30 protein-coding genes and 1 pseudogene are annotated in these 26,167 nt (G+C 67.0%); 9 read left to right on the plus strand and 22 right to left on the minus strand.

What is annotated here, in order from left to right:
* The 4 genes from ACFWPK_RS11635 to ACFWPK_RS11650 all read right to left on the minus strand — a co-directional run.
* The coding region (locus ACFWPK_RS11635; protein WP_378914554.1) for a hypothetical protein at nucleotides 1–280 on the minus strand (280 nt) is incomplete at its 3' end.
* Nucleotides 277–1,011, minus strand: coding sequence for a phage antirepressor (locus ACFWPK_RS11640; RefSeq protein WP_378914555.1), 735 nt, complete (start codon nucleotides 1,009–1,011; stop codon nucleotides 277–279). The genes ACFWPK_RS11640 and ACFWPK_RS11635, both read right to left, overlap by 4 nt.
* Nucleotides 1,008–1,166 carry a hypothetical protein gene (locus ACFWPK_RS11645; RefSeq protein WP_378914556.1) on the minus strand — a complete coding sequence of 53 codons (159 nt, stop codon included), beginning with the start codon at nucleotides 1,164–1,166 and terminating at the stop codon, nucleotides 1,008–1,010. Before ACFWPK_RS11645 ends, ACFWPK_RS11640 begins: the two co-directional genes overlap by 4 nt.
* Nucleotides 1,163–1,378, minus strand: a complete 216-nt coding sequence (locus ACFWPK_RS11650; protein ID WP_378914557.1) for a helix-turn-helix transcriptional regulator — start codon at nucleotides 1,376–1,378, stop codon at nucleotides 1,163–1,165. Before ACFWPK_RS11650 ends, ACFWPK_RS11645 begins: the two co-directional genes overlap by 4 nt.
* A gap of 269 nt (nucleotides 1,379–1,647) precedes the next feature.
* On the opposite strand from ACFWPK_RS11650, the gene ACFWPK_RS11655 reads away from it, so the two are divergent.
* The 3 genes from ACFWPK_RS11655 to ACFWPK_RS11665 all read left to right on the plus strand — a co-directional run bounded on the left by ACFWPK_RS11655 (nucleotide 1,648) and on the right by ACFWPK_RS11665 (nucleotide 3,842).
* A complete protein-coding gene (locus ACFWPK_RS11655) occupies nucleotides 1,648–2,265 on the plus strand; it encodes a multiprotein-bridging factor 1 family protein (protein ID WP_378914558.1) in 618 nt (205 codons plus the stop codon).
* A 462-nt stretch (nucleotides 2,266–2,727) separates the two neighbouring features.
* Nucleotides 2,728–3,051, plus strand: coding sequence for a helix-turn-helix domain-containing protein (locus ACFWPK_RS11660; RefSeq protein ID WP_378914559.1), 324 nt, complete (start codon nucleotides 2,728–2,730; stop codon nucleotides 3,049–3,051).
* A 47-nt stretch (nucleotides 3,052–3,098) separates the two neighbouring features.
* Entirely contained in the window at nucleotides 3,099–3,842 is a 744-nt protein-coding gene (locus ACFWPK_RS11665) for a hypothetical protein (protein WP_378914560.1), read from the plus strand.
* Nucleotides 3,843–3,846: 4 nt separating this feature from the next.
* Here ACFWPK_RS11665 and ACFWPK_RS11670 read toward each other — a convergent pair whose 3' ends face one another.
* The 3 genes and pseudogenes from ACFWPK_RS11670 to ACFWPK_RS11680 all read right to left on the minus strand — a co-directional run bounded on the left by ACFWPK_RS11670 (nucleotide 3,847) and on the right by ACFWPK_RS11680 (nucleotide 6,538).
* The gene (locus ACFWPK_RS11670) at nucleotides 3,847–5,202 is read right to left on the minus strand and encodes a recombinase family protein (protein WP_378914561.1); all 1,356 of its coding nucleotides are present in this window, start codon (nucleotides 5,200–5,202) and stop codon (nucleotides 3,847–3,849) included.
* A 43-nt stretch (nucleotides 5,203–5,245) separates the two neighbouring features.
* Nucleotides 5,246–5,929: pseudogene (locus ACFWPK_RS11675) on the minus strand (hypothetical protein); the annotation flags it as partial.
* A gap of 87 nt (nucleotides 5,930–6,016) precedes the next feature.
* The gene (locus ACFWPK_RS11680; RefSeq protein ID WP_378914562.1) at nucleotides 6,017–6,538 is read right to left on the minus strand and encodes a winged helix-turn-helix transcriptional regulator; all 522 of its coding nucleotides are present in this window, start codon (nucleotides 6,536–6,538) and stop codon (nucleotides 6,017–6,019) included.
* Between the two features lie 86 nt (nucleotides 6,539–6,624).
* On the opposite strand from ACFWPK_RS11680, the gene ACFWPK_RS11685 reads away from it, so the two are divergent.
* Nucleotides 6,625–7,074 (plus strand): nuclear transport factor 2 family protein, encoded by a 450-nt coding sequence (locus ACFWPK_RS11685; RefSeq protein ID WP_378914563.1) that lies wholly within the window; start codon nucleotides 6,625–6,627, stop codon nucleotides 7,072–7,074.
* Here the strand turns inward: ACFWPK_RS11685 and ACFWPK_RS11690 are convergent.
* Nucleotides 6,992–8,662, minus strand: a complete 1,671-nt coding sequence (locus ACFWPK_RS11690; RefSeq protein ID WP_378914564.1) for an ABC-F family ATP-binding cassette domain-containing protein — start codon at nucleotides 8,660–8,662, stop codon at nucleotides 6,992–6,994. The genes ACFWPK_RS11685 and ACFWPK_RS11690 overlap by 83 nt on opposite strands.
* Before the next feature lie 234 nt (nucleotides 8,663–8,896).
* Between ACFWPK_RS11690 and ACFWPK_RS11695 the strand changes: the two genes are divergently transcribed.
* Nucleotides 8,897–9,508: a GNAT family N-acetyltransferase gene (locus tag ACFWPK_RS11695; protein ID WP_378914565.1), complete on the plus strand. Its 612-nt coding sequence runs from the start codon at nucleotides 8,897–8,899 to the stop codon at nucleotides 9,506–9,508.
* Between the two features lie 7 nt (nucleotides 9,509–9,515).
* Here ACFWPK_RS11695 and ACFWPK_RS11700 read toward each other — a convergent pair whose 3' ends face one another.
* The 6 genes from ACFWPK_RS11700 to ACFWPK_RS11725 form a co-directional block, all read right to left on the minus strand.
* Nucleotides 9,516–10,088, minus strand: coding sequence for an adenine phosphoribosyltransferase (locus ACFWPK_RS11700; protein WP_378914566.1), 573 nt, complete (start codon nucleotides 10,086–10,088; stop codon nucleotides 9,516–9,518).
* A 26-nt stretch (nucleotides 10,089–10,114) separates the two neighbouring features.
* Complete coding sequence (locus ACFWPK_RS11705; RefSeq protein ID WP_378914567.1) at nucleotides 10,115–11,827, minus strand: ABC transporter substrate-binding protein; 1,713 nt, start codon at nucleotides 11,825–11,827, stop codon at nucleotides 10,115–10,117.
* Nucleotides 11,828–11,852: 25 nt separating this feature from the next.
* A complete protein-coding gene (gene secF, locus ACFWPK_RS11710) occupies nucleotides 11,853–13,031 on the minus strand; it encodes a protein translocase subunit SecF (protein ID WP_378914568.1) in 1,179 nt (392 codons plus the stop codon).
* Complete coding sequence (secD, locus tag ACFWPK_RS11715) at nucleotides 13,028–14,734, minus strand: protein translocase subunit SecD (protein ID WP_378914569.1); 1,707 nt, start codon at nucleotides 14,732–14,734, stop codon at nucleotides 13,028–13,030. Before secD ends, secF begins: the two co-directional genes overlap by 4 nt.
* A 98-nt stretch (nucleotides 14,735–14,832) precedes the next feature.
* Nucleotides 14,833–15,174: a preprotein translocase subunit YajC gene (gene yajC, locus ACFWPK_RS11720; RefSeq protein WP_378914570.1), complete on the minus strand. Its 342-nt coding sequence runs from the start codon at nucleotides 15,172–15,174 to the stop codon at nucleotides 14,833–14,835.
* A gap of 142 nt (nucleotides 15,175–15,316) precedes the next feature.
* Nucleotides 15,317–16,807, minus strand: coding sequence for a flavin-containing monooxygenase (locus tag ACFWPK_RS11725; RefSeq protein ID WP_378914571.1), 1,491 nt, complete (start codon nucleotides 16,805–16,807; stop codon nucleotides 15,317–15,319).
* Between the two features lie 85 nt (nucleotides 16,808–16,892).
* On the opposite strand from ACFWPK_RS11725, the gene ACFWPK_RS11730 reads away from it, so the two are divergent.
* Complete coding sequence (locus ACFWPK_RS11730; protein WP_378914572.1) at nucleotides 16,893–17,522, plus strand: TetR/AcrR family transcriptional regulator; 630 nt, start codon at nucleotides 16,893–16,895, stop codon at nucleotides 17,520–17,522.
* Between the two features lie 36 nt (nucleotides 17,523–17,558).
* Complete coding sequence (locus ACFWPK_RS11735; protein ID WP_378914573.1) at nucleotides 17,559–18,137, plus strand: DivIVA domain-containing protein; 579 nt, start codon at nucleotides 17,559–17,561, stop codon at nucleotides 18,135–18,137.
* A gap of 167 nt (nucleotides 18,138–18,304) precedes the next feature.
* Here ACFWPK_RS11735 and ACFWPK_RS11740 read toward each other — a convergent pair whose 3' ends face one another.
* The 6 genes from ACFWPK_RS11740 to ACFWPK_RS11765 form a co-directional block, all read right to left on the minus strand.
* The gene (locus tag ACFWPK_RS11740) at nucleotides 18,305–18,817 is read right to left on the minus strand and encodes a GtrA family protein (RefSeq protein ID WP_378914574.1); all 513 of its coding nucleotides are present in this window, start codon (nucleotides 18,815–18,817) and stop codon (nucleotides 18,305–18,307) included.
* 54 nt (nucleotides 18,818–18,871) lie between these two features.
* Nucleotides 18,872–19,963 (minus strand): Holliday junction branch migration DNA helicase RuvB, encoded by a 1,092-nt coding sequence (ruvB, locus tag ACFWPK_RS11745; RefSeq protein WP_378914575.1) that lies wholly within the window; start codon nucleotides 19,961–19,963, stop codon nucleotides 18,872–18,874.
* A gap of 3 nt (nucleotides 19,964–19,966) precedes the next feature.
* Nucleotides 19,967–20,566 carry a Holliday junction branch migration protein RuvA gene (gene ruvA, locus ACFWPK_RS11750; RefSeq protein ID WP_378914576.1) on the minus strand — a complete coding sequence of 200 codons (600 nt, stop codon included), beginning with the start codon at nucleotides 20,564–20,566 and terminating at the stop codon, nucleotides 19,967–19,969.
* Nucleotides 20,563–21,132 (minus strand): crossover junction endodeoxyribonuclease RuvC, encoded by a 570-nt coding sequence (gene ruvC / locus ACFWPK_RS11755; protein ID WP_194825156.1) that lies wholly within the window; start codon nucleotides 21,130–21,132, stop codon nucleotides 20,563–20,565. Before ruvC ends, ruvA begins: the two co-directional genes overlap by 4 nt.
* An 80-nt stretch (nucleotides 21,133–21,212) precedes the next feature.
* Entirely contained in the window at nucleotides 21,213–21,449 is a 237-nt protein-coding gene (locus ACFWPK_RS11760) for a hypothetical protein (protein WP_378914577.1), read from the minus strand.
* Between the two features lie 174 nt (nucleotides 21,450–21,623).
* Nucleotides 21,624–22,133 (minus strand): O-acetyl-ADP-ribose deacetylase, encoded by a 510-nt coding sequence (locus ACFWPK_RS11765; RefSeq protein ID WP_378914578.1) that lies wholly within the window; start codon nucleotides 22,131–22,133, stop codon nucleotides 21,624–21,626.
* Nucleotides 22,134–22,225: 92 nt separating this feature from the next.
* Between ACFWPK_RS11765 and ACFWPK_RS11770 the strand changes: the two genes are divergently transcribed.
* The gene (locus ACFWPK_RS11770) at nucleotides 22,226–22,726 is read left to right on the plus strand and encodes an SRPBCC domain-containing protein (protein WP_378914579.1); all 501 of its coding nucleotides are present in this window, start codon (nucleotides 22,226–22,228) and stop codon (nucleotides 22,724–22,726) included.
* Between the two features lie 59 nt (nucleotides 22,727–22,785).
* Here the strand turns inward: ACFWPK_RS11770 and ACFWPK_RS11775 are convergent, their stop codons facing one another.
* Both ACFWPK_RS11775 and pdxT read right to left on the minus strand, forming a co-directional pair.
* Nucleotides 22,786–23,541: a YebC/PmpR family DNA-binding transcriptional regulator gene (locus ACFWPK_RS11775; protein WP_378914580.1), complete on the minus strand. Its 756-nt coding sequence runs from the start codon at nucleotides 23,539–23,541 to the stop codon at nucleotides 22,786–22,788.
* A 93-nt stretch (nucleotides 23,542–23,634) separates the two neighbouring features.
* Nucleotides 23,635–24,255 (minus strand): pyridoxal 5'-phosphate synthase glutaminase subunit PdxT, encoded by a 621-nt coding sequence (gene pdxT, locus ACFWPK_RS11780; protein WP_378914581.1) that lies wholly within the window; start codon nucleotides 24,253–24,255, stop codon nucleotides 23,635–23,637.
* 107 nt (nucleotides 24,256–24,362) lie between these two features.
* Between pdxT and ACFWPK_RS11785 the strand changes: the two genes are divergently transcribed.
* Nucleotides 24,363–26,159, plus strand: a complete 1,797-nt coding sequence (locus tag ACFWPK_RS11785; protein ID WP_378914582.1) for an APC family permease — start codon at nucleotides 24,363–24,365, stop codon at nucleotides 26,157–26,159.
* Nucleotides 26,160–26,167: the final 8 nt, after the last annotated feature.

Genomic DNA, 26,167 nt, shown 5'->3' on the forward strand with positions numbered 1-26,167 from the left:
CTGCCGAGGTGGTATCGGCAGGGCCAACCCCGCGGCTGGGCTGCACGAGCACCAGACGCGAGGAGGTTCGGGGCACGTCCCGTCGGGCGCTCGTCACGGCGTGATGACCGCGGGCTGCACCGGCGGGACGCACCCGACCCGCGTCGGCGGCAGGGGGGTGCGCCGGGCGGGGGTACTTGGACAGGCCACGCACGATGCGGGCGAAGAGCCAGCAGATCGCGGCGGCCGCGAGGCACCAGAGGCCTACGGCGAGAAGGCCGTAGCCGAGGACGGTGGTCATGCCGTCACCGCCGACCGGCGCTTCTCGATCAGCTCGATGCCGCGCGGCAGGATCATCAGCGTGTAGTGGGTGCACGACCCCCACGTGTGGTTGACCACGTGCTCCGTCGCCTGGAAGTGGTGGCCGAACTGGGCGTAGTGGTCGTACTGGACCGCACCGCACGGGGCGTGCTTGGCGAATACGAGGCCCTCGTCGAGGAGGAACCGGCGAAGGTCCTTCTCCTTCATGCCCAGCAACTTCGCGACCTCGCGCACCAGCCGGGCGCCGCCGGAAGCGGTGAGGAAGTCGTCGGCCATAGCCGCCTTCGGCGCCAGCTCGGCGACCTTCTCGGTCAGTTCGGCCACGCGGCGCGCGGACACAGTGAGCGCCTGGTGGATCAGCTCGTCGTCTGTCAGCGCTGGCGTACTGGAGTAGCCGCCGGTCTTGCGGATCGCGGGCAGTACCTCTCCGGTGATCCACCGACGGAACATGACGGCACCCGCCTTGTCGGAGCGGATGACGACCTCGTACATGCCGGGCTCGTTGACGATCGTCATCTGCTGACGCCCGCCGAGGGTGTCGATCTGAGCGACACCCTTCTGATCGTCGGCCAGGCGGGCGGCGACATCGCGCCCGTTGCGAATCTCGAGGACCGCACACAGATCGGCGAGGACGAACCAGGGTTCGCCGTCGATCACGACGGTGCGCACGGTCGCACCCTCGTAGGTGAAGGGCATCAGGTCGGTGCTCATGCTGCGTTCCCCTGGCTCTTGTGCGTGATCGACGTACCGGCGAATGCCGTGCGGATGATGTGCGCCTGGGCGGCGGTCAGCGGCGGCGCCTTGGCGACCAGTGCCGCGATATGGGCAGCGCGCTCCCGCTCGAGCTCGGTCAGGCGGGCGGTCATGCCGCACCCACCTGGTCGGTGAGGTCAGATCGCATGATCGACAGCTGGCTGACATCCAGGAACGTGGCTGCCTTCGCAAGCAGCACATACGTCAGAGGCTTGCGGCCCGACTCGATGTTGTAGATGTACTGCCGCGAAACTCCCAGCGCCTTCGCCATCTGAAGCGGCGTCGCGCCACGAAGTTCGCGGATTGTTCGCAGGGTCTCCCCCACTCGCTTCTGCTCGGAATCTGGGGCCGATGAGTCCGTCCCCGATGACTGGTCTGGCATGACTCGACCATAGGTTATGAATACGGAACATGCAAGACCGTCTTGCATGTCTTGCATGTTGAGATCGCAGTTCGGCGGGCAGATAACCGCATGTCAGCCATTGAGGGAACATGAAGCGACGCAATATTGCGAATGGTTGCTACTGAAATTGCAGGTCAACGCCCACGTGTCGGGACTTGCCATGTTCCTACGTGTTCCCACATCATGAGTGCATGACAGAGCGCGAAGACGATGCAACTCAGCGCAGGATCGGGGCTATAGCGCAACGCCGCCGCCTCGACCTTGAGCTGACCGCCGCCGGGCTCGCACGCAAAGCCGGGGTCAACATCCGAACGTTGGCGAGTCTTGAGTCAGGGGACAGCTGGCCGCGGCAGACAAGCCGGGCCAAATTGGAGCGCGCCCTTGGAATGCCACTTGGAGCATTCGAGTATCTGGCGGACGAGCCGGGGCAATCACTCCTGCTGCTAGCCCGGGCTGAGCGCCACGGCTGGGATCAGGCGCTGCGCGCGATGACGATCACGATGACCGAGGGGTCGCCGACAGACGAGGCGACTGACGTCCCCATCACGCAGGTTCCGGCGGCTCTTGGCGGAGCGCGTGAACAACTGCGTGCCGCGAACATCGCCGTCGCGGCCGAGCGCCTGACCCGGTTGCCGGCCGAGGACATCGCCCGCGTGCAGGACTTGATCGACGAGCTCGGTCGCGCCCGCTTCTCGGACTGGGACGACGAGGACGACTACGCGATGGCGTGGAATCGCCGGGCAACCCTGCGGCGACCGACAGCCGACGAGGCGCAGGCAGTCATCGACATGCTCGACGCCGAGGACTGAACCTGCACGAAGGTCACCGACGAACCGCACGTATGGAGCCAGTCGCGACTCGCCCCATGTACCGCAGCTAGCTCAGCCTCACTGCGAAGAATGGTCAAATGTGCGTCTGAGACGCCACACCACGGGAGCATGTACACACGACCACCGCGCAGCACCAGCGCGCCGATCTCGAGGAGGCCGTCAGGTGCAATCACTAATCGGCCTACCGGCTTCCGCTCAACGATGCCAATTACGTTGGCCACCCGATAGTCGGAATCTCCGGCGTCGTTCACGCTACTGCCCCCTGGCATCTTCCCCGACTGCGACTTTCCTAACGAAACTTCTAGACGTCAGGCTAGCGTCTGGCAAACCCCATTTTCCAGATCTGGAAAATGTTAAACATCACAATTCAGCAAACCCAAGTTTGCCGTATGGTCGCTGTCGGATTGCCAGCGGGCCAAGTATTTCGAAACCTGGTGTGCAGTGAGCGAATTCAAAGAACTCCGAAGACAGCTGCGGATTGCCTACGGCACCGTAATCGACCGAGCCCGGACACCGCGCTGGCCCGTCCAATCAAAATTCGCAAGCGAAGTCGGACTGACGACCAACACATTTCGGCGTATCGAACTGGGCGAGCGCGAAGTTACCGCTCCTGAGCTGGACGTCATCGAAATGGTGCTCGGCGTCAATCCCGGTTCACTGCGGGCAGAGGCGTGGAAGCTGATCCAGCACGGTGAGATCCCTACGCACGCAGAGCGAGCCGCCGAAACCTGGCGCCGGTCTCTGAATCCCAAGCGTCGCACCTGACCTGCAATTTGTCAGCGGCTGTCACAGGTACTCGATACGCTCGCGAAGTGTTCCCTCTGCTATCGATCTGCGCGCTGCTCACGGCATCATCCCTGGTCGTGCTCGCCCGACTGAGGTACCACGCCGAAATGTCGGACGTCATCGACTTTCCCAGGTTCACCGCGGCCATTGCCGCAGTGATCGGCGCGACGTTGATCGGGATCACCGAGGTCGGCGACCACATGCTGGACCCACTGCTCGCGAATATCCTGGGCGAGAACATGAGCGACTTGCTGAAGTCGCTCTACCTGATTGCCGCCTGCGCTCTCTTCGCCGGACAATCCCTGAACACCCTCATCGAGACCTTCGCGAGCACCGGAACATTCGACTCGCGACGGGCCGCACTGATCGTTGGCGGCGTGATAGCCGTGGCACTGATTGTCCTGTCGCGAATCTCGGAAGCCCGCGCCATTCCAGCAGTCGATGCTTCGGAGATCGGCGACATCGCCGGGCAGATCTACATGGCGATCTTCTGGTCAGTAATCGTCGTGACCGCACTGCTCGTAACGGCCGCGGCCATCGCGGGGATCCACGGGCACGGCCTCCATGGACAACTCGCTGCGATGGTCGCGGCGGGGATGAGCAGCGCGATCGTCGCCGCCTACATCCTGTCCCGCCTCATCGTCGACCACGCCGAGATGACCGCGTGGCTCACCGCTTACGGCCAGTGGTGGACCGTGCCCGGACTGATCGGGATCACCGTGGCCGGCCTTCTCGGCATTCCGTGGCCAGCCAGGGGGCTCCGGTGCTGAACGGTCACAGCCACTCGATCTGAATGTGCTCGCTGTGGAACTCCCGGCCTTTGACCGTAGGCAGGATCGTGATCCGCATCAGCGCTTGAACGATGGCACGTCTCCGGCCGAGGTCCAATTCGTCGAAGGCCGCGCGCACGTCGTCGGCACCGATCACGCCCTCGAACATCTTCGCCCGCAGGGCGTTCGACATCTTGGACTCCACCGCCTGCAGCAGTCCCTTTGCCGTCTTCGTGCCGAGGGTCAACTGCTCGTCATCGATCTCGCCACGCCCGTACATCGCAGCGAGCGCCTTGATCCGCGCCCGCAGCACCGCCGCCTCGGACCGCAGCTCCGCAATGTCGGGGCGCTCGTCGTCGACCAGCAGCTCGCGCGCATCCTCACGCGAGAGGCGACCGACGACCGTGTCGACAACGAACTCGTCGACCTCGCTCTGACTACGCACGACCCCATGGCATTCGCGGCATGTGTAGATCGGCAGCTTCTTCGGCGACTTCCCTGCGATGGCCGCCCCCTCGGTGTTGCACTTCCCGCATCCGGCCACCGACGTGAGCAGATGCTTGCGCACCCGCGGGCCCTTGTTCGACAGGCGGGACGGGTCACGGAACACCGTCTGCGCGGCCTCCCACACATCGCGCGGCACCAGCTCCGGCCAATTCGCCGGGCCGATCACCTTCCCCTGGTAGGTGCGCAATGCCGCATAGCGGGGCCGCTGCAGCATCTTCGAGACGTTCGGGCCGGTCCACTGATTACCGAGGGTGGTCGTTACCCCGGCACGGTTCCACGCCGTAGCGATCGAGCGGCACGAGTGCCCGGCGATGATCGCGGCATAGGCGGAGACAACGAGCCGAGCCTCTTCGGGGTGCGGCTCCATCTCCTGCGTGTATCCGAATGACCGGCGCGGGCTCCAGTTCTCGCCCGCCTCTGCGCGCTGCTTGGCCATCGCGCGACGGCGGGCACCAGCGCGCTCGGTCTCGGCCTTGGCGACGGCTCCCTTGATTCGGGCGAACAGGCGGCCGTTGTCGGTGGACAAGTCGGCGTCGCCAGTGATGGTGGCGAGGAGGAGTCCGTTCTTGTCTGCGATGTCGATCAGGTGCTCGAGCTCGATGGGGCGGCGATACAGTCGGTCGAGGTCCCAGGAGACGATCGCTCTGATCTCTCCGGAGGCGACGTGCTTGAGCATGCGATCGTAGTCGGGGCGCTTCTTCGATCGGGTAGCCGAGATGTCGTTGTCCACGTATTCGACTGGCTCCCAGCCACGTTCGGCGCACAGCTTCAGGCAGTCGTCACGCTGTCGACTGATTGCCAGCATGTTGCCCGAACGGTCGAGGGACTGGCGGAGGTACACGGCTGCGCGCATTCATCACACGCTACCGGATGGCATGTGGTTAAGTGTTCACTAGTGGCAGGATGTAGTACACGTGCCAGCGCTGCTCGAGTTCGCGATAGATCGACTCGACGAACACATCGCGGCGCACATGGTCGCCGACAACCGCTCGGATGTGCCGCGCGGCCAGGCGAGGCTTGTTCAATTCGTCGCCGATCAGGAACAGATACCCCTTCTTACCGCGCTTGTCCCAGGCGTCCGTCGCGACGTGCTCGGCGATGAAATAGGCGGCCAGTTCATAGCTTTCGGACTTCTGCCCGCCACCGCCGCCTTCGAGCAGGATCGCCCGCAGCTGTTCGTCCATCCGGTTGTCGGATTCGAACTGCCCGACCTGCAACGGCACCCGATCGGTATCGGCGTCGCCGATCGCGCCGAACAGGACCTGCGGATCCTGCGCGTACCCCTTGTTCTTCAGCAGCCCGTGCAGTTTCCCGAGCTTGTCCTGCATGATGCGCGGCACCCGCCCCATCGATCCGGTCACATCGAACAGCACGGCCACCGGCAGTGAATTCCCGTGCTCGGCCGAGTCCCGGCACTCGCGCTTGCCGACCCCGAACGGATCGAGCAGTGGATGCGCGCACCACGTGTCGTACGGCTTCGCCCGCATCTCGGCCGTGTATCCGAAATCATCGACCCCTTGGCGCGCGCGGTACGTCTTCCCTGCCCGGTAGGCGGTGTCATCCCAGTTCCCGTACCCCATCCGAACCACTCCCTCGCGCGTTCTCTTGTTTTAGTCTATTCCACCAAAACATCGATCGTCAAGGCGCTGCGGCAGATTCGGCCGAGGTCATCCGCGAGGGGGAATGCCGTCCGACAGCGGGGCCAAGCGTGTAGCGACGAGAGCGACACCGGGACCAGATTTACCACCGGGACCGGCATGCCACGTGACGTTGTCCGAGGTGAGCGGCGCGGCGCATGCTCCACAAACGACGACGCCCTCCGTCACCTGGCCGCAGTCGCGGTGAACCACCGACAGCGGTGGCCCATCGTCGCCGGCCAGCCAGCGATCACCCCAGGCCAGCAGCATGGTCAGGATCGGGTAGAGGTCTCGACCGCGGTCGGTGAGCACATACTCGGTTCGCGTCGGGTTCTCCTGGTACACGCGGGTTTCCACGATCTCGTTGTCACAGAGAGCGCGAAGGCGGTCGGTCAGCACATTGGACGCGATGCCGAGGTCGCGACGCAGGTCCTCGAAGCGGGTGATGCCGAGGAACAGGTCGCGCAGGATCAGGGGCGTCCACCGCTCGCCCACGATGCCGACGGTGCGGGCGATCGAGCACGCGATTTCGGCGAGGTCCACTTTTGCCATGGCACCGAGGATAGTCCATTGCTTTTTGCAAGTCAGCTGGTTACGGTCGGGATACGCCTGAAGTATTCGTCATGAAGGAAGGTGTCATGCCCATGTCCGATGCCCGCACCGATCCGGTGTCCACCGATTCGGTCGCCCGATTCCGGCGCGCGACCACCGACAACGACATCACCGCCTTGCTCGACACCCTGACCGAGGACGCCGAACTCATCTCGCCGGTGTCGGGGCGGCTCGTATTCCGCGGCCGAACCGACCTCGCCCCTTTGCTCACCCTCGTCTATCGAGCGGTCAGCGATCTGCGGTGGACCGACAGCCTCGGCACCGGCGATACCCGAGTCCTGCTGGGCGAAGCCAGGTTCGGTCCCTTTCGGATGACCGAGGCCATGGTGCTCGACCTCGGTCCCGACGGCCGCATCCGGCGGTTGCGCCCACATCTGCGGCCTTGGCTCGCGCTCACCGCGGTAGCGGTGTGGTTGGGCCCGAATCTGCTGCGCTATCCGGGAGCGGTTCGCCGGGCCGCACGTCCTGCGCGATAGGCACCCGGCCGTCTTCGACCAGGCCGTCCGGGGTGAGCTCGAGCCTGCGGGTGACCCCGATGTCGTCGAGGAAGCGCTCGTCGTGGCTCACCACGATCAGCGCGCCCTCGAAACTCGCCAGCGCCTGGGTGAGGTGGGCGAGGCTGGGCAGGTCGAGGTTGTTGGTCGGTTCGTCGAGCATCAGCAGTTTCGGAGCAGGCTCGGCGAGCAGCAGGGTCGCCAGGGCGGCGCGCAATCGCTCGCCGCCCGAGAGCGCGGCGGCGGCGATGTCGGCGTCGGCACCGCGGAACAGGAACCGTGCGAGCTGACCGCGGATCTGTTCCGGTGTCGCGTGCGGCGCGGCGGCGGCGACGTTGTCGAACACCGTTCGCGTTTCGTCGAAGACGTCGAGGCGCTGCGGCAGCAACCGCCACGCCACCTTCGGTCCCTGCGCGACGATCCGGCGCAACAGGGTGGTTTTGCCCGCTCCGTTCCGCCCGGTCAACGCGATCCGCTCCGGTCCGCTCACGCGCAGGTCGACCACCGGCCCGTTGGCCAGTTCGACCTGCTCCAGGTCGAGCACGTCCTGACCCGGATACAGCCGGGTACCGGGGAGCTCGACGCGGATCTCCCGGTCCGCGCGCACCAATTCCTCGGCGTGGTCGAGGGTTTCGCGGGCGGAGTCGAGTTTGTCGATGTGGGAGTTGCGCAGTTTGCCCGCCGAGACCTCGGCGGCGTTCTTGCGCAGTCCCGCGACGATTTTCGGCACCCGCTTGTTGTCCTGCATCTTCTGCGCGAAGCGTGCCCGCCGGTCCAGTTTCGTTCGCGCGTCGACGAGTTCGCGCGCCTGCTTGCGCACATCGCTGCGCGCGTCACGCACGGCGGCGCGCGCCGCCGCTTGCTCGGCCTCGATGATCCGCTCGTACTCGCTGAAACCACCGCCGAAGGAACGGATTTCACCCGCACGCAGTTCGGCGATGCCGTCCATCCGGTCGAGCAGTTCGCGATCGTGGCTGACCACGATCACGGTGCCCGCGAACTGCCGGATCACCTCGTAGAGCCGCCCGCGGGCGACCGCGTCGAGGTTGTTGGTCGGTTCGTCGAGCAGCAGCACATCGGGTTCGCGCAACAGTTCGGCGACCAGGCCGAGCAGCACGGTCTCCCCGCCCGACAGGGTGTCCAGGGTGCGGTCCAGGTCCTCGACCGACTCGGCGACGTAGTCGAGCCCGAGCTTGCCCAGCAGGGCGACGGCCTCGTCCTCGACCTGCCAGGCCATGCCGACGGTGTCGAAGTCCACGGGCTCGCCGGTACCGCTTTCGATGCGGTGCAGTGCCTCGCGCACCTCGGCGATGCCGAGCACGGCGTCGACCCGCTGACCGGTGCGCATACCCAGGTCCTGACGCAGGTACCCGAGGCTGCCCGGCACCGAGATCGACCCACGCACCGGCTTCAGTTCACCGGCAACCAGCCGCAACAATGTGGATTTTCCGGCGCCGTTGCTGCCGACCAGACCGATCTGCCCTGGTCCGACGACAGCATCGAGCCCGTCGAAGACAGCGGTGCCATCCGGCCAGTGAAAGGTGAGATCGGAAAAAGAAAGAGAGGTCATGCGGATCCCCTGGAGGTGCGACGGATACACGGTGCGCAGAATGCGGACCGTCCGAGAGCGCTACCTCAAGAAATCAACGCGTGACTCCGATCGCCGGGAACAAGACTCTTCATTGATAACACCCCGGCACCCCGGCGCGCCACCCCATTTCCTGGACCTGTGAGCCCGCTCATGTCGAGGCTAGTCTGGATTCGGGGCGAGCATGCCAGCACAGCCCACTAGCCGAGGAGTGCGATGTCGGAGACGATTGTGGTGCGGACAGCCGGTCAGGGCGACGTCGACGCGGCGGCGCGGACGCTGGCCGAGGCCTTCCAGCACGATCCGGTGATGAGCTGGATCCAGCCGGACCCGCACCGGCGAGCAGCCGGTCTGCCGCGATTTTTCGCCACCATGGCGCGCCACATCTTCATCCCCGGCGGTGCCTCCGACCTGGCGCTACGCCCGGACGGCACGGTGGGCGGCGCGGCCCTGTGGACCCCGCCGCACCGGGCTCGGACGTCGACGATCACCGAACTTCGCACATTGCCCGGCATCTGGCGCGCCTTCGGCCGCCGCACTCTCTTGGGAAAACAGGTCGGCGACCTGCTGAAGAAGAACCACCCCACCGAACCGCACTGGTACCTGGGCATGATCGGCACCGCCCCAGCTGCCAGAGGTGGTGGCTTCGGCCACGCCCTGCTGCACTCCCGGCTCGAGCGCGTCGACGCCGAAGGCGCGCTCGCCTATCTCGAATCCAGCAACCCGGTCAACGTTCCGTACTACGAACGCTTCGGCTTCACCGTGACAGGCGAACTCCAACTCCCGGGCGGCCCGCCGATCTGGCCGATGCTGCGCGCGGCACGCTGAGGTCGGGTCAGATCTTGACGATCGAGGTCACCGGGTAATCGCCCTGGTGCTCGCGCCCCTTCAGGAACTCGAGTTCCATCACCACCGCGGCGGCGACCACCTCGGCGCCGACCTCCTTGAACAGGGCGGCCGCGGCGGCGAGGGTGCCGCCGGTGGCGAGGACGTCGTCGAGCAGCAGGATCCGCTTGCCCTCGAGGGCGACACCGTCGGCGGGGATTTCCAGTGCGGCGGAACCGTATTCGAGCTCGTACTCGCGCGAGACGACCGGCGGCGGGAGCTTGCCGCCCTTGCGGATGGCGAGCACACCGGTGCCGAGGGTCGCCGCGACGCCCGCGCCGAGCAGGAAGCCACGCGCGTCGACACCGGCCACGAGGTCGGCGTCGGGGGCGATGCCGGCGAAGCAGTCGATGACCGCGCGGAAGCCGGCGGCGTCGGCGAAGACCGGGGTGAGATCGGCGAAACGCACACCCGGCGTGGGGAAGTCGTCGTGCCAGCGGGTCAGCCGGGTGACCGCCTCGGCCGCCTCGGCGGTCCGCTCACTGGCCTGATCGTCGGACTCGACCACCGCGTGCTTGCTCATACCCTCGCCTCTCACGTCTGCACTTCTCATCGCTGCAACACCCAGCGATCCATATTCCACCCGGTACCGGCCTGTGTCGGCCCGGCGATCCCGTTCTGCATGCCGTTGCCGAAGGCGATGATGCGCGGCGTCGCGAACAACGGAATGCTCGGTAGCTGCGCCCACAGCAGGTTCTCGGCCTCGGTCAGCAGGTTCAGCGTCGCGGTCGAGTTGGCCTCGCCCGCAAGCTGATCGGTGATCGCATCGTAGCGACCATTAGCAAAGCCACCGAAATCGAGGCCGCTACCGGCCCGCAACGCGGCGAACGCGACAACACCCGCACTCGACCCCGAGGGCCCCGGCACCGCACCGGTTCCGCCGAGTACCGCGTCGACCGCACCCTCGGGAAGCCTGAACGGCGTGAAGTCCGGCGCACCCGCGTCGACCACGGTGATTCCCGCCCCACGGCAGGACTCGGCGATCATCGCCACGGTCTGCGCGCGACGCGCGTCCGGCCCCTGATAACCGATCCGCACCGTCGGTTGCGCGGTGCCGGAGGAGGCCAAGGTCGCGGTGGCGGCGGGGATGTCGGCGCCGCGATACCGATCGGCGCCCCCGATCACCGCCGGGTAGTACAGCGAATCCTGCTGCACCACACGGGCATTGAGAACACCGGCACCGAGCCCGTGCTTCGGCGGCTCCCCCGCCTTGCCGAGGGTGTCGAACAGCGCCTGCCGCGGCACACACTGCGCGAACGCCCGGCGCACCTCCACCCGCGAGAACACCCCACCGGTGGCGAGCACGAGCTGTTCGGCGCCGCGACTCGCGACCGTCTGCTCGTCGAAACCGTCGAGCTTCAGATCCGCGACCGACCCGGCACCGAGATCGACGACCCCGAGCGCGTTCTCCTTCGCCTTGGCGGCGAAGTCGGTGCCCTTGGGCCACACCACGATCCGCTTGGTCTCGGGCGCGTCACCCCACCACTTCTCATTGGCGACCAGCACCAAACCGTCCTTCGCGCTGAAGGATTCGATCCGGTACGGCCCCGAGGACGGGAACTTCGTCAGGTCGAGCGCCCCGGCCTTCACGGTCCAGCCGGTGTTCCAGAAATCGGCGATCCGGCCGATCGCCGCACCGTCGCCGGTCTGCAGGGCGTTCACCACATTCGGCACACCGACCGCCTGCGCCACCACGTGCGCGGGCATCACCTCGGCCGCGGTGAACAGCGTCCGCCACGGCAGGTAGTGCTTGCCCGGCCGGAACACCACGGTGGCGTCCTTGGATCCCGGCTGACAGTCGATCCGTTCGATCTCGTCGTAGCCCGCGGTGCTCGCCGCGTCGAACAACGAGACGGGCCCGCGATCGCCGGGGCGGGTGAACTGGCCCGAGCGCGCCGACCACGCCAGCACCAGATCGTCGCAGGAGGTCTTCACCCCGTCGGAGTACACCCCGTCCGGGTTGAGCCGGTACTGCACCGTCTGGGTCTCGCCGGGCACTTCCTTGGCCGTACCGAAATCGGTGTCGGCCACCTGCTGACCATCGGGTCCGGTGTAGAAGAACCCGGTCAGCACGCGGCCGAACACCGCGGTGGCACCGCTACTGGCACCGAGCGTGCTCGCGCCGTTGTAGCTGGCGACCGCGGCGTCGACCGCGTACCCGATGGAGGGCACCTGGTTCTTCGCCGAGCAGCCTGCCACCACGGAGGTGGTCACGGCCGCCGTGGCGAGCCCGGTGATCAGTCGAATCGTGCTGCGTCGCATGATGAGACCCCCTGCTTGTCGGTCGTCAGTGCCTTCTCTTCTGACGCTTTCCGCTCGGACGCGTACCCGGCCGCGGCGCGCCGCTGTCGGTCGGTCGCGGACCACGGGCCGCCGACGCGCCCACCGGAACCCGGACGCCCGCGCCGACCCCGGCCCGCTTGTCCAGGACCTTCTTGGTGTGTGCGGCCACCGGACCCCAGCGTTCCTTGATCGAGACCAGCACCGGCACGGCGAGGAAGATCGAGGAGTAGGCGCCGACGATCATGCCGACCAGCTGCACCAGTGCGAGGTCCTTGAGCGTGCCGACACCGAGCAGCCAGACCGCGATCACCAGCATGCCGATGATCGGCAGGATGCCGATGACCGTGGTGCTGATCGAGCGCATCAGGGTCTGGTTGGCCGCCAGGTTGGCCTGTTCGGCATAGGTGCGTTTGTTCAGGTGCAGTACGCCGCGGGTGTTCTCCTCGACCTTGTCGAAGACCACCACGTTGTCGTAGAGCACGTAGCCCAGAATCGTGAGCAAGCCGATCACCGCGGCCGGTGTCACCTCGAACCCGACCAGCGAGTAGATACCCGCCGTCACGACCAGGTTGAAGAACAGCGAAACGATCGCCGCGATCGACATGTCTCGTTCGAAGCGGATGGCGATGTAGATCATCGTCAACAGCACGAACACCGCCAGCGCGATCAGCGCCTTCTGGGTGATCTGCCCGCCCCAGGTCTCGCTGATCTCGGCGATGCTGATGGCGTTGCGGCTCACCTGGCCGGACGAGTCCTTGGGCTGGAATGCGTCGAAGAGCGCGGACTGGACCTGTTCGGTCTGGGTCAGGTCGAGGGTCTCCGAGCGCACCTGGATGGTGGCCGAGGCCCCGGAGCCGACCTTCTGCACCGAGACCGGCCCATGGCCCAGCGTCTCGGCGTAGACGTCTTCCACCTGCTGAGTGCTGACGTTGTCGGCCGCGGGGATCTGGATGCGCGAGCCACCCTCGAAGTCGATTCCGAGGGTGAAGCCGCGCACCGCGATGCTGAGCAGCGAGATCAGCAGCAGCACCGCCGACAGCGTGTAGAAGAACCTGCGCCTGCTGACGATCGGGAAGCCGCCGGTGCCGGTGTAGAGACGTTCGAAGAACCCGTGCTTCGGGCCCTGCGCGGGCTCGTAGGAGTCCAGGTTCACCGATTCCTCGGTGGGGTTGTCGTTGCTCATCGTGACATCTCCTTCGGCCGGGCCTGGCCGCGTTCCCTGGCGATCTGCTGGACCGAGCCGAGACCGTTCACCGACGGCTTCGCCCAGAACGGCGAGCGTGCGGCGAGCATCATCAGCGGTGCGGTGACCAGGTAGAGCACGATCACGTCGAGGACAGTGGTGATACCAAGGGTGAAGGCGAAGCCCTTCACCTGACCAGCGGCGAGCAGGTACAGCACGACCGAGGCGATCAAGCTGACCGTCTTACCGGACAGGTTGGTGCGCTGCGCTCGTGCCCAACCGCGCGGCACGGCCGACCGGAAGCTGCGGCCCTCGCGCATCTCGTCCTTGATGCGTTCGAAGAACACCACGAACGAGTCCGCTGTCAGACCGATACCGATGATCAGACCGGCGATACCGGCGAGGTCGAGGGTGAAGCCGATCCACCGCCCGAGCAGCACGATGATGCCGTAGACCGCGACACCGGCCGCGATCAGCGAGAATCCGGCCAGCAGACCGAGCATCCGGTACACGAGCAGGCAGTAGAGCAGCACCGCGATCAGGCCGATGGCACCGGCGAGCAGACCCGCCTTCAGCGAGGACAGACCGAGCGTCGCCGAGACCGTCTCCGCTTCCGAGGTCTGGAACGACAGCGGCAGCGAACCGTACTTCAGTGTGTTGGCCAGCTCGGACGCGCTGTCGGCGGTGAAGCTACCCGAAATCGAGGTGCGGCCACCCAGCTGCGGGCCCTGCTGCACCTGCGGCGCGCTGACGACCTTCGAGTCGAGCACGAAGGCGACCCGCTTGTTGACGTACTCACCGGTCAGCTTCGACCAGGCGTCGGCACCGGCGGACTTGAACTCGAGGTTCACCTCATGGCGAGCCTGCTGCGAGTTCAGGGCGGAGGTCGCGTCGGCGATCTCCTGGCCGTCGATGCGGCTCGGGCCGAGCAGGAACACCTCGGTGCCGTCCTGCGAGCAGGTGACCAGCGGCAGGGTCGGGTCGTCGTTACCGGCCAGCGGATCGGGCTTGGTGCAGTCCATGGCCGCCACGGCGACCTGCTGAACCTGCTGATCGGTGCTCTGGCGCAGCGCCTTGGCGTCGGCGATCTCCTTGGCCTGCTGCTGCTGGTGGGTAAGACCACCGGGCGGCGGCGTGGGCGTCGGAGTCGGCGGTGCCTGTGCGGGGAACACCCGCGACTGCGGTGCCGGGGTGGTCGGTGCCTCGCCGGTGGGCGCGGGCGACTCACCGGGCGCGGGCGCCGGAGTGTCCGTCGCCGCCGGGGGTGCGGTGCCACCTGGTGGAGCGGTGCCGGTCGCGGGCGGAGCCGCCCCGCCTGCCTGCGGCTCGGTCGCGAACAGCACCGGGCGGATGTAGAGCTTGGCGGTGGTGGCCAGCGCGCGTGCCTGCTGGCTGTCCTCGCCGGGCACCGTGATGACCAGGTTGTCACCGTCGATGACCACCTCGGAGCCGGAGACGCCGAGACCGTTGACACGGTTCTCGATGATCTCCTGCGCCTTCTTCAGGCTCTCCTGGCTCGGCTTGTTGCCGTCGGGGGTACGCGCGGTCAACGTGACGCGGGTACCGCCCTGCAGGTCGATGCCGAGCTTGGCCGACGGGGAATGGTCACCGGTGAAGAACACCAGCGCGTAGATCACGGCCAGCAGCGCGGCGTAGACGCCGAGCAGCCGGAACGGATGCGCCGATCCTTGGGAAGGTGGCACAGCAGGTCATCTCCTAGGCGGAAGTCGAGGCTGGATCGGTGGGCACAACGGTGCCCGGCCCGGAACGCAGTGCGCGCCCGGGCGGGAAAAGAGACTGGTCAGTCCTTGGTCAGCCGGGTCTCGGTCTGTTCCACGGCTTCCTCGGCAGGAGCGTCGGTGACCTCGGGGGTCTCCTCGACCGTCGGCTCCTCGGCACGCACCTCACGGATCGCCTGGCGCAGCCACGTGGTGACCACATCCTCGGCGATCTCCAGGTCGACAGTGTTCTCGTCGAGGTCTACGACGGTGCCGTACAGACCCGAGGTGGTGACGACAGCGTCGCCGACCTTCAAGGCCTCCTGCATCGTCGAGACCTTCTCGGCCTCCCGCTTCTGTTTGCGGATTCCGAAGAACATCGGCACGAGCAGGGCCAGGATCAGCAGCGGAAACAGGAAGTCCATCGTCGAAGTCAGTCCCTAGTCAGTGGTGGACGTGCAAGTACGCCTGACAGTCTGCCAGTTCCCCGCCGCGGCGACACACCGGACACCGACGCGCGCGTGAAACGGCCCCGGTCCGCAATGCGCGAACCGGGGCCGAGGGCGCTCAGGCGACGGGGCCGTAGCGGTAATCGTCGAGCGGGAAGGTGACGGCCTCGCGGTGCGCGGCGGCGGTACTGGTCGGGCGCAGCAGCGCCGCCTCACCGTGCTGGTTGAAGTAGTAGCTGCGCGCGGTGGCGCAGTCGCCGCCGTAGAACACCGAGGAACCCAGCTTGCCGGTCATCCGGTCGAGGAACTCCGCGTTGGCCTCTTCGGTGACCTCGAAGGTCTGCTCGCCGCGGCGGAACAGTTCGGTGAACAACCGGCCCATGTGCTTCATCTGGGCTTCGATGGTGGTGAAGTACGACAGCCCGCTGTAGGAGTAGGGGCTGTTGAGGCTGAGGAAGTTCGGGAACTTGGGCACGGTGATGCCCTCGTAGGCCTGAAAACGGTTGTCGCGCCAGAACTTTCCGAGGTTCACGCCGTCGCGACCGACGATCTCGATGGCCGGGAAGTTCACGTCCCAGAGATTGAAGCCGGTGGCGAGCAGCAGGGTGTCGATCTCGGTCTTGTGGCCGTCGGCGGTGACGATGCCGTCGGGTTCCACATGGTCGATCGAGTTCGTTTCCAGCCGTACGTGCGGTTGGTTGAACGTCTTGAAGTACTGATTGGAAAACGTCGGGCGCTTGCAGCCGAAGTCGTAGTGCGGGGTGAGCTTGTGCCTGGTCTCCGGATCACGCACCTGCGCGAACAGGTGCGCCTTTGCCAGCGCGGCGGCCGCCCGGTTCAGTGGTTTGGCCTGCTTGTAATGCAGCACGCCGACGACCATCAGCGCCTCGAGCATGCCGGTGTTGACCAGCCGGGCCGCCTTCTGCGTGAGCGGAACTCTGTCGAACAGTTCCCGCACCACCCCCGGAATCGGGGCGTCGACCTTGGGCACCACCCAGATCGGGGTCCGCTGGAACACGGTGAGTGCGTCGACCTTCTTCGCGACCTCCGGCACCAACTGCACCGCGGTGGCGCCGGTGCCGATGATGGCGGCCTTACGGCCGGTCAGGTCGTAATCGGCGTCCCAGTCGGTGGTGTGGATGATCTTGCCTGCGAAGGACTCGATGCCGGGGAACGGCGGAGTGTAGGGCTGGGACAGGAACCCCGTCGCCGCGAGCAGATAGCGCGCGGTGAGCGTCTCACCGCCGGCGATCGAAACCACCCACTGCTGGTTCTCCGCGTCCCAGCGCGCACCGTCGACAACGGTTCCGAACCGCATCCGCCTGCGCAGATCGTATTTGTCGGCCACGTGCTCGGCGTATTTCTTCAGCTCGGCGCCGGGTGCGAACAGCCGGGTCCAGCGCGGGTTCGGCTCGAAGGAATAGGAGTAGGTCACCGACGCGATGTCGACCGCCAGACCCGGATACCTGTTCACATGCCAGGTGCCGCCCAGGTCGTCTTCCCGTTCCAGGATGACGAAATCGCGCAATCCGAGCCGGTCGAGTTCGATGCCCGCACCGATGCCACCGAAACCCGCTCCGACCACGATCGCGTCGAACTGAGGTACCACGTCGAACCTCCACAATGAGCTATGAGAATGCCGAATCACCGGAATGATGTGTCATTCCGGTTACATCGACAGTAACATCGTCAATGTGACGAAGCCACCCTCGCGAATCGACCAGCGCAAAGCCGAATTGCGCAGGGAGATAGTCGATACCGCGTTCGACTGCTTCGCCGAGAAGGGCTACCACGCCACCGGGATCGCCGATATCGCCACGCGCCTCGGCATCGGGCACGGCACCTTCTACCGCTATTTCGCGAACAAGCGCGACATCATCGACCATGTCATCGACGAGGTGAGCGGGCGCATCTTCGGCGCGCTCGACGATGACATCGAGCCCGAGAGCGCGGCCACCATCGAGGAATATGCCGCGCTGATCGACCGGATCGGCGATTCACTCAACCGCGTCCTGCTCGACGATCCCCGCACGGCGCATCTGCTGCTGTTCCACGCCACCGGCATCGACGACGAACTCACCGAACGGGTGTACGGCCTGATCGACGCCACCGAGATCCTCATGACGCGCTACCTCGAGCACGGCATGCGTGTCGGTTACCTTCGCGCCGATATCGACACCGCCAGTACCGCCAAGGCGGCACTCGGCATGATCGTCGCCGGGCTCGTCGCGGGCATGCGAACGCCTGATCCGGCATCGATGTCGGTGTACAGTCACGCGGTGCGGCGGCTGTTCATCGATGGCGTGCGCGCCGCTGCCCGATAGCGAAAAGCCGTGGGATAGAAGGGCAATCCTGAGACAATGACCGCTGTGACGCCCGACGATGTGAGCCGCACCCACTTCGCCATGCCGACGCTGGGGCATCGCGGCTACCACGCCGACGAGGTCGACGCCTTTCTGGAACGGGTGTCGGCCACCCTCGACGGGCTGGGCGCGCTCACCGCCGACGACATCCGTCACGTGCACTTCGGCGCACCGCGTTTCGGCGGTCGCGGGTATCAGGCCGACCAGGTCGACGACTTCCTCGACCGGGTGCGGACCGAGCTCGAACATCGTCAGAAGGGCGGTGCTCCCGTGCCCGCGGCGCGGGCGGGCGACGACGTCGCCCAGATGCTCACCCCCGACGACGTGCACCGCATGCGTTTCACCCAGTCCGCCGTCGGCAGGCGCGGCTATCACGAGGAAGAGGTCGACGCCTTCCTCGATTTGGTCGCGGCGACCCTGGCCCACAACGGCCCCGGCAGCCTCACCACCTCCGACGTGCGCGGCGTCCGCTTCACCGACACCCGACTCGGCACCCGTGGCTATGCCCGCGAAGAAGTGGACGCCTTCATCGACCTGGTGATCACGGCCCTGGAACACCCCGAACGCCGGCACTGACAGTCCTCGGCCGCCTGCGGCCCCAGTAGACAAATAATGGCGGCGTCAGCCGCCAGTTTTCGGCCGCCTTGATCTGGACTGACCAGAGGGTGCGACGAAGGAGTACCCGGCGGGAGGGAAGATCAAGGTTCCCAGGCCGAAAACCCGCGGCGCCAGCCGCCAATGATTCAGCCCTGAATGCTGTGGAGTTCGGCTTCGCGCAGGTCGTCGGGGAAGACGTAGCGGCGGAAGGCCCAGAAGCGGAACGCCATGGCCAGCAGGACGCCCAGGATCTGACCCGAGACGAAGTTCGCGACCATCTGCACCGTCGGATCCACATGCGGCACACGCAGATTCAGCGCGTAGAGCGACACCGCCTGCGGGATCATGGTGACCGCGATGCCCAGTGCGCTGACCGTGAAGAACAGGGCGGCTTCGTGACTGCGCTGCCTGCCGCCGCGTGCGCGGAACGACCACTCGCGATTGAGGATGTAGGAGGCGATGGTCGCGATCAGCGCGCCGAGCAGGCGCGCGGTGAGCGGCTTGTCGCCGAGCACGGTCAGTTTCACCGCGTACACGACCCCGGTATCGATGAACCAGGTGATCGCTCCGACCACGGCGAATTTCAGAAGTTCCCGATGCTTCATCAGCAGGGAACGCAACGGCTCGGGGAGTCGTTGCACCACCTCTAGGACTGCCACCGAATCGACAGTAGACGACGTCGCGGTGTGGTGCCCGCCTGGAGCAGAGGTATCTCAGTCGAAGCGATCGGCGCTCGGCTGCGGTTCGCGCCCACGCACTTCGATGGCGCCGATCACCAGATCGGGCGGTGGTACCAGGCCCAGATGCTCCCAGGCGCCCGCCGTCGCGACCCGGCCGCGGGGTGTGCGGGCGACGAGTCCGGCGCGCACCAGGAACGGTTCGCAGACCTCTTCCACGGTGGCCGCTTCCTCGCCGACGGCGACGGCCAGGGTCGATACGCCCACCGGTCCCCCACCGAATCCACGGACGAGCGCGCCGAGGACGGCGCGGTCGAGCCGGTCCAGGCCCAGCGCGTCGACGTCGTAGACCTCGAGCGCCGCCATCGCGATCGGGTGGGTGATGATGCCGTCCGCCCTCACCTCGGCGTAGTCGCGGACGCGGCGCAGTAGCCGGTTGGCGATCCGCGGAGTACCTCGGGAGCGTCCGGCGACTTCGGCGGCGGCGTCGTGGTCGATCTGCACGCCGAGGATGCGGGCCGAGCGGGTGAGGATCTGCAGCAGTTCGGCGGGGTCGTAGAAGTCCATGTGGCCGGTGAAGCCGAAGCGGTCGCGCAGCGGGCCGGTGAGCGCGCCCGAGCGGGTGGTCGCGCCGACCAGGGTGAACGGGGCGATGTCGAGGGGGATCGAGGTCGCGCCGGGGCCCTTGCCGACCACCACGTCGACGCGGAAGTCCTCCATCGCCAGGTACAGCATCTCCTCGGCCGGGCGGGCCATCCGGTGGATCTCGTCGATGAACAGGACATCGCCCTCGACCAGGTTGGACAGCATGGCGGCGAGGTCGCCCGCGCGTTCCAGTGCCGGACCCGAGGTGATGCGCAGGGCGGTGCCGAGTTCGCCCGCGATGATCATCGCCATGCTGGTCTTACCGAGGCCGGGCGGTCCCGACAACAGGACGTGGTCGGGGGTGGCGCCGCGCAGGCTCGCGCCGCGCAGGACGAGGGCGAGCTGTTCGCGCACGCGGGGCTGGCCGATGAACTCGTCGAGCGAGGTGGGACGCAGGCCGGTTTCGGCTTCGCCGTCGGTGCTGAGGTACCGGGCGGTGAGGTCGGATTCGTCGGTCTCGTCGATGTCGTCGTCGTCGTACACGGTCTACCTGTTCTTGCCGAGCAGGCCGAGCGCCGCGCGCAAGGCCACCGAGGTGGTGGCGGTCGGCTGGTCGGCCAGGACGGTGTCGACGGCCTGTTCGGCCTGCTTCGCGGGGAACCCGAGGCCGATGAGCGCTTCGGAAACCTGTTCGCGCACAGGGGTACTCGGTGTTTCCGCGCCGGGCGGACCGGTGGGCACAGCCACCTGGTTCACCTTGTCGCGCAGTTCGACGACCATCCGCTCGGCGCCGCGCTTGCCGATGCCGGGGACCCGGGTCAGGGCGGCGACATTGCTCTCGGCCAGCGCTTTTCGCAGTGCTTCGGGTTCGAGCACTGCGAGCACCGCCATCGCCAGGCGGGGGCCGACGCCGGAGACGGTCTGCAGCAGCCCGAACAGTTCGCGTGCTTCGGTGTCGGCGAACCCGAACAGGGTCATCGAGTCCTCGCGCACGATCATCGCCGTGTAGAGGCGGGTCTGTTCGCCGCGGGTGAGCCCGGCGAGAGTGGCCGGGGTGGCATTGAGGCGGTACCCGACGCCCGCGGCCTCGATCACCACGTGATCGAGCGCGATCTCGAGTACCTCACCGCGTACCGACGCGATCACCCGCGCACCACCTTCCGTTGTTCGGCGAGCCGTTGTTCGTAGCGGCGGCGGACCTCCTCCGCCTGTGCCTGCGCGGCCGCCATCCGGTCCATCAGCGGCGCCCGCCAACAATGACAGATGGCCAGCGCGAGCGCGTCGGCGGCATCGGCGGGTTTCGGCGCGACCTGCAACCCGAGGATCCGCGTCACCATGGCGGTGACCTGTGCTTTGTCCGCCGTACCGTTGCCGGTGACAGCGGCTTTCACCTCGCTGGGCGTATGGAACGCCACCCGGATCCCGCGCCGCGCGGCGGCCAGCGCGATCACCCCACCGGCCTGTGCTGTGCCCATCGCGGTCCGCACATTGTGCTGCGCGAAAACCCGCTCGATCGCGACAGCTTCGGGCCGATGGGTATCCATCCACTCCTCGGCGGCATCGGCGACAGCCATCAACCGCAATGCCAGCTCGGCGTCCGGCGGCGTCCGCACCACCCCCACATCGAGGGCGACCACCTTCCGGCCCGGCCCGCTGTCGACCATGCTGAGCCCGCACCGGGTAAGACCCGGATCGACGCCCATCACCCGCACCGGCCACCCCTTCGAAGACACGAACAGTTGTTCGAAAGTCTAGAGCATCCCCACGTTCCGGCCGACCAGCGACACGACACTCACGCCGGTCGCGGCGCCAGCCCGAGTAGCGCGGGATCGCGTGCGTGCTCAGCCCAGACCCGCGCCGGATCCGCGACCAACTTGCGCGCGCGCAGGTCGAGCAGACCGCTCACATACGACACCGTCGCAGCGACCTCACCGTCTTCCCTGGTGAGGGTGTGCTCCACCCGATAGGTCTTGCCCTGCCCCCCGCCGCGAGTAGGTCCGGCACCGAGACCCCGGCCTCGGTCACGCACGCGAACCGCGCGTGGTCGGCGAACTGCTGATACGCCGAGCCGGTGACATGCAGTTGCGGATCGAGATCGGACACTCGGATCGGGATCCGAACCCGAAACGGCACACTGGTTTCCGTCATGCCGCGAGTGTGCCACCGGGGTACGACACATTCGTCGCCGTCCGCCGAGCCGGCGCTACCCGAGCGCGGCGGTGAAGGCCTCGAATGCCCGGTCGTCGAACAGGACGAACCGCACCTGCGTCACCGCTGTTTCGGCCGCGCGTACGGTCTCGACCGCGATCCGCGCGCCATCGTCCATCGGCCAGCCGAAGATGCCGGTGGAGATCGCCGGGAACGCGACTGTCGCCGCACCCAATTCGTCTGCCACGCGCAGGGATTCGCGGTAGCACGAGGCGAGGAGCTCGGAGCGGTCCTCGGTGGCCGACCACACGGGGCCGACCGTGTGGATCACCCAGTGCGCGGGCAACCGGCCCGCGGTGGTCGCCACCGCCTGCCCGGTCCGCAGGCCTTTGCCGTACTGGGAGGCGCGCAGGTCGCGACATTCGGACAGGATCTGCGGGCCGCCTTTGCGGTGGATCGCGCCGTCGACGCCACCGCCGCCGAGCAGCGAGGAGTTCGCGGCGTTGACCACCGCGTCCACCTGCTGTTCGGTGATGTCGCCACGGACCGCATCGATTCGCGTCATGATCCTCATTGTGCCGGGGGGTGGACTTCGACCACGGGTACGGTCGAGGAAGTCCGGCATGGTCGGTCCGTCCGAGGCGAGGAGTACCACACATGGCCATACCCACCGGTGACATCGTGCCGACGCCCGACGGGCGGGATCTGGTGATCACCCGGTCGCTGGGGTTGCCGATCGAGGAGGTGTGGGCACGGTTGACCGATCCGCATCTGACATCAGGGTGGTACGGCACCTGGGAGGGCGACGCGGGGACCGGCAACACCATCCGGGTGCAGATGCGGTTCGAGGAGGGTGAACCGTGGACGCCGATGCACATCGACGACTGCACCCCACCGATCCACCTCGGCATCTCCTCGACCGACCAGATCGGCGTGTGGCGCCTGGAGGTGACCTTGCTCGATACCGGCGCGGCCACCGAGCTGCGCCTGGTCCACCATCTGACGTCCGAATACCAGCTGGCGGAGATCCCGCAGATCGGTCCGGGCTGGGAGTACTACGCGGACATGTTCGTCGCCGCGTGCACGCACACCGAACGCCCGGATTTCGCCGACTACTACCCGTCGATGTCGAACTACTACCAGCAGCGGGCGTCCTAGCCGAAACGTGAACCGCCCCAGCCGAATTCACGGCCGGGGCGGTTCAACGAGCGGGGAACCTACTCGTCGTCGAGTTCCGCCGCGACCTCGTCGGAGATGTCGACATTGGTGTACACGTTCTGCACATCGTCGCTGTCTTCCAGCGCGTCGACCAGTTTGAACACCTTGCGAGCGCCCTCGGCGTCGACAGCGACCGACACCGACGCCTGGAAACCGGATTCGGCGGAGTCGTAGTCGATGTTCGCGGCCTGCAGAGCCGAACGCACCGCGACCAGATCGCCGGGCTCGGAGATGATCTCGAAGACGTCGCCGTGGTCGTTGACATCCTCGGCGCCCGCGTCGAGGACCGTCTCGAGGACGTCGTCCTCGGACAGGCCGTTCTTCTCGAGGGTCACCACGCCCTTGCGGGCGAACAGGTACGACACCGAACCGGGATCGGCCATGTTGCCGCCGTTGCGGGTCATCGCGAGGCGGACCTCGCCCGCGGCGCGGTTGCGGTTGTCGGTGAGGCACTCGATCAGCACGGCGACACCGTTGGGCCCGTAGCCCTCGTACATGATCGTCTGCCAGTCGGCGCCGCCGGCCTCTTCACCACCGCCGCGCTTGCGGGCGCGCTCGATGTTGTCATTGGGGACCGATGTCTTCTTCGCCTTCTGGATGGCGTCGAACAGCGTCGGATTGCCCGCAGGGTCACTACCACCAGTGCGGGCCGCCACCTCGATGTTCTTGATCAGCTTGGCGAAGAGTTTGCCGCGCTTGGCGTCGATTCCCGCCTTCTTGTGCTTGGTGGTGGCCCATTTGGAGTGGCCGCTCATGCCCTACTTCCTTCAAGTCGGTTGCGCGTCTGCCCGGGCGGACAAGCTCGATCCAGCCTACTCACCGCGCGCGACGCCCGCCGACGCGGGCATTCACCGCGCGATACGCACCAGGTCGACGAACAGTTCGTGCACCCGCAGATCGCCGGTCACCTCGGGATGGAACGAGGTAGCCACCACATTGCCCTGCCTGGCGGCGACGATGCGCCCCTGCGCGGGACCGTGCGGCACCCGCGCCAGCACCTCGACACCGTCCCCGACCCGTTCCACCCACGGCGCGCGGATGAACACCGCGCGCACGGGCGTGTCGAGGCCGGTGAAGTCCAGGTCGGTCTCGAAGGAGTCGACCTGACGACCGAACGCGTTGCGCCGCACCGTCATATCGATGCCGGACAGGTGCTGGGCGTCGGCCCTGGTGTCGAGGACCTCCGAGGCGAGCAGGATCATGCCCGCGCAGGAACCGAACGCGGGCAGCCCGTCGCGCAACCGCGCCCGCAACGGTTCGAGCAAGTCGAACGCTTGCAGCAGCTTGGAAATCGCGGTCGACTCACCACCGGGCAGCACGAGCCCGTCGACGGCCGCCAACTCCGACTCACGCCGCACCAGCACCGGCTCGGCCCCGCAGTGCGCCAGCGCGGCAACGTGTTCGCGCACGTCACCCTGCAGCGCGAGGACACCGATGGTCGGCCGGGAGGCGGTCGAGGTTGCATTCACAGCCGTTGAGCTTACGAGCCCCGGCGATGTGGGCCCGCTCACGCCGTGCCGTCAAGGTTCCGTCAACGGTGGGTGCATCCGCGCGGAACGGGTCGACACTGCAATATGTGATTGCACTGCTGCCACGCAAGTCCCCAGGACCTGCGCAGATCGTCCCGGAGCGCCGCGGACTGACCGTTCCCACCGGCCTGGCCGGACTGTCCCTCGACGCGATGGCCTCGGTGTCCTACGGACCGGAAGCCATCGTCTTGGTCCTGGCCACCGCGGGCGGGCTCGGACTCGGCATGACCCTGCCGGTGACCCTCGCCATCGCGGTCCTGCTCGCCGTGCTCATCGCGTCCTATCGGCAGGTGATCGCCGCGTTCCCCAACGGCGGCGGCGCCTACGCGGTCGCCAAGAAGCACCTCGGCGATCGGACCAGCCTGCTCGCCGCGGCCTCGCTCATCGTCGACTACGTGCTCAATGTCGCGGTCTCGATCGCGGCCGGCGTCGCCGCGCTGACCTCGGCGTTCCCCGCGCTGCACGGGTACACGGTGTGGATCTGCCTGGCCGTGCTGGTCGGTATCACCGCGCTCAATCTGCTCGGCATCACCGAGAGCGCGAAGGCGTTCATGCTGCCCACCGCGGTGTTCGTCGGCGGCATCTTCGTGGTGATCATCGGCGGGCTGCTGCGTTCGGAACCAGCCGCCGTCACCGCGGGCACGGCGGCGGTCAGCGATATCCACACCGTGGGTGTCCTGCTGCTGCTCAAGGCGTTCTCCAGTGGCTGCGCCGCGCTGACCGGTGTCGAGGCGATCGCGAACGCGGTGCCCAGCTTCGAGCAGCCGCGCGTGCGGCGCGCCCAGCGTGCCGAAGTCGCCTTGGGCCTGCTGCTCGGCACGATGCTGATCGGCCTGGCCGTCCTGATCGAGAAGTTCTCGTTGCAGCCGATCGAGGGCACCACCGTGCTCTCGCAGCTCACCGAGGCCGCGCTCGGCCACGGCATCGGCTACTACGTGGTGCAATTCGCCACCGTCATCCTGCTCGCGCTGGCGGCGAACACCTCCTACGGCGGGCTGCCGACGCTCACCAGACTGCTCGCCGACGACAACTGCCTGCCGCACCGGTTCTCCGTCGCCACCCCGCGCCGGGTCTACCGATACGGCGTGCTGACGCTCGGGATCAGTGCCGCGGTGCTGGTGGTGGCTGCCGCGGGCAGCATGAACGCGCTCGTCCCGCTGTTCGCGATCGGCGTGTTCGTCGGGTTCACCATCGCCCAGACCGGCATGGTCCGGCACTGGTGGCTGACCCGCGCCGACGGCTGGCGCTGGCGAATCGCGCTCAACGGCTTCGGCGCGCTGCTGACCTTCGTCGCGGCCGTGGTCACCACCGCGATGAAGTTCACCGAGGGTGCCTGGCTGATCGTGCTCGTGCTGCCGCTGCTGATGCTCGGCATGGAACGGATTCGCAACGCCTACACCAGGATCGGTGGTTCGCGCGGCACCGGTGCGGTGCCCGCGCAGCCACGCCCGACCGGGACCGCGATCATCGTGCCGATCGCGGAAGTCTGCGAACTCAGTCGCGAAGCGCTCTCGGCCGCCATGTCGATCGGCGAGGACGTCACCGCCGTGCACGTCTGCCTGCCGGGTGAATCGACGACGGCGTTCACGAAAGCATGGGATGTCTGGCATCCCGAGGTGCGCCTCGTCCTGCTCGAGGACAGCGACGCCACCGTCGGTGGACCGGTCGCCCGCTATGTCCGCGACAATTTCGGAAGTCGGCGCAAGGTCGTGGTGATCGCCGAGATCGATCCACCGAACGGGTGGGATCGGGTGCTGCCGAGCCACCGCAGCGACGAACTCGAACGGGTACTGCGCCGGATGAGCGACACCGTGGTGTGCCACCTGCGCGTGCAGGTTCCCTAGTCGTGGCG

This window comes from Nocardia sp. NPDC058519 (assembly GCF_042719755.1).
GTDB lineage: Bacteria > Actinomycetota > Actinomycetes > Mycobacteriales > Mycobacteriaceae > Nocardia.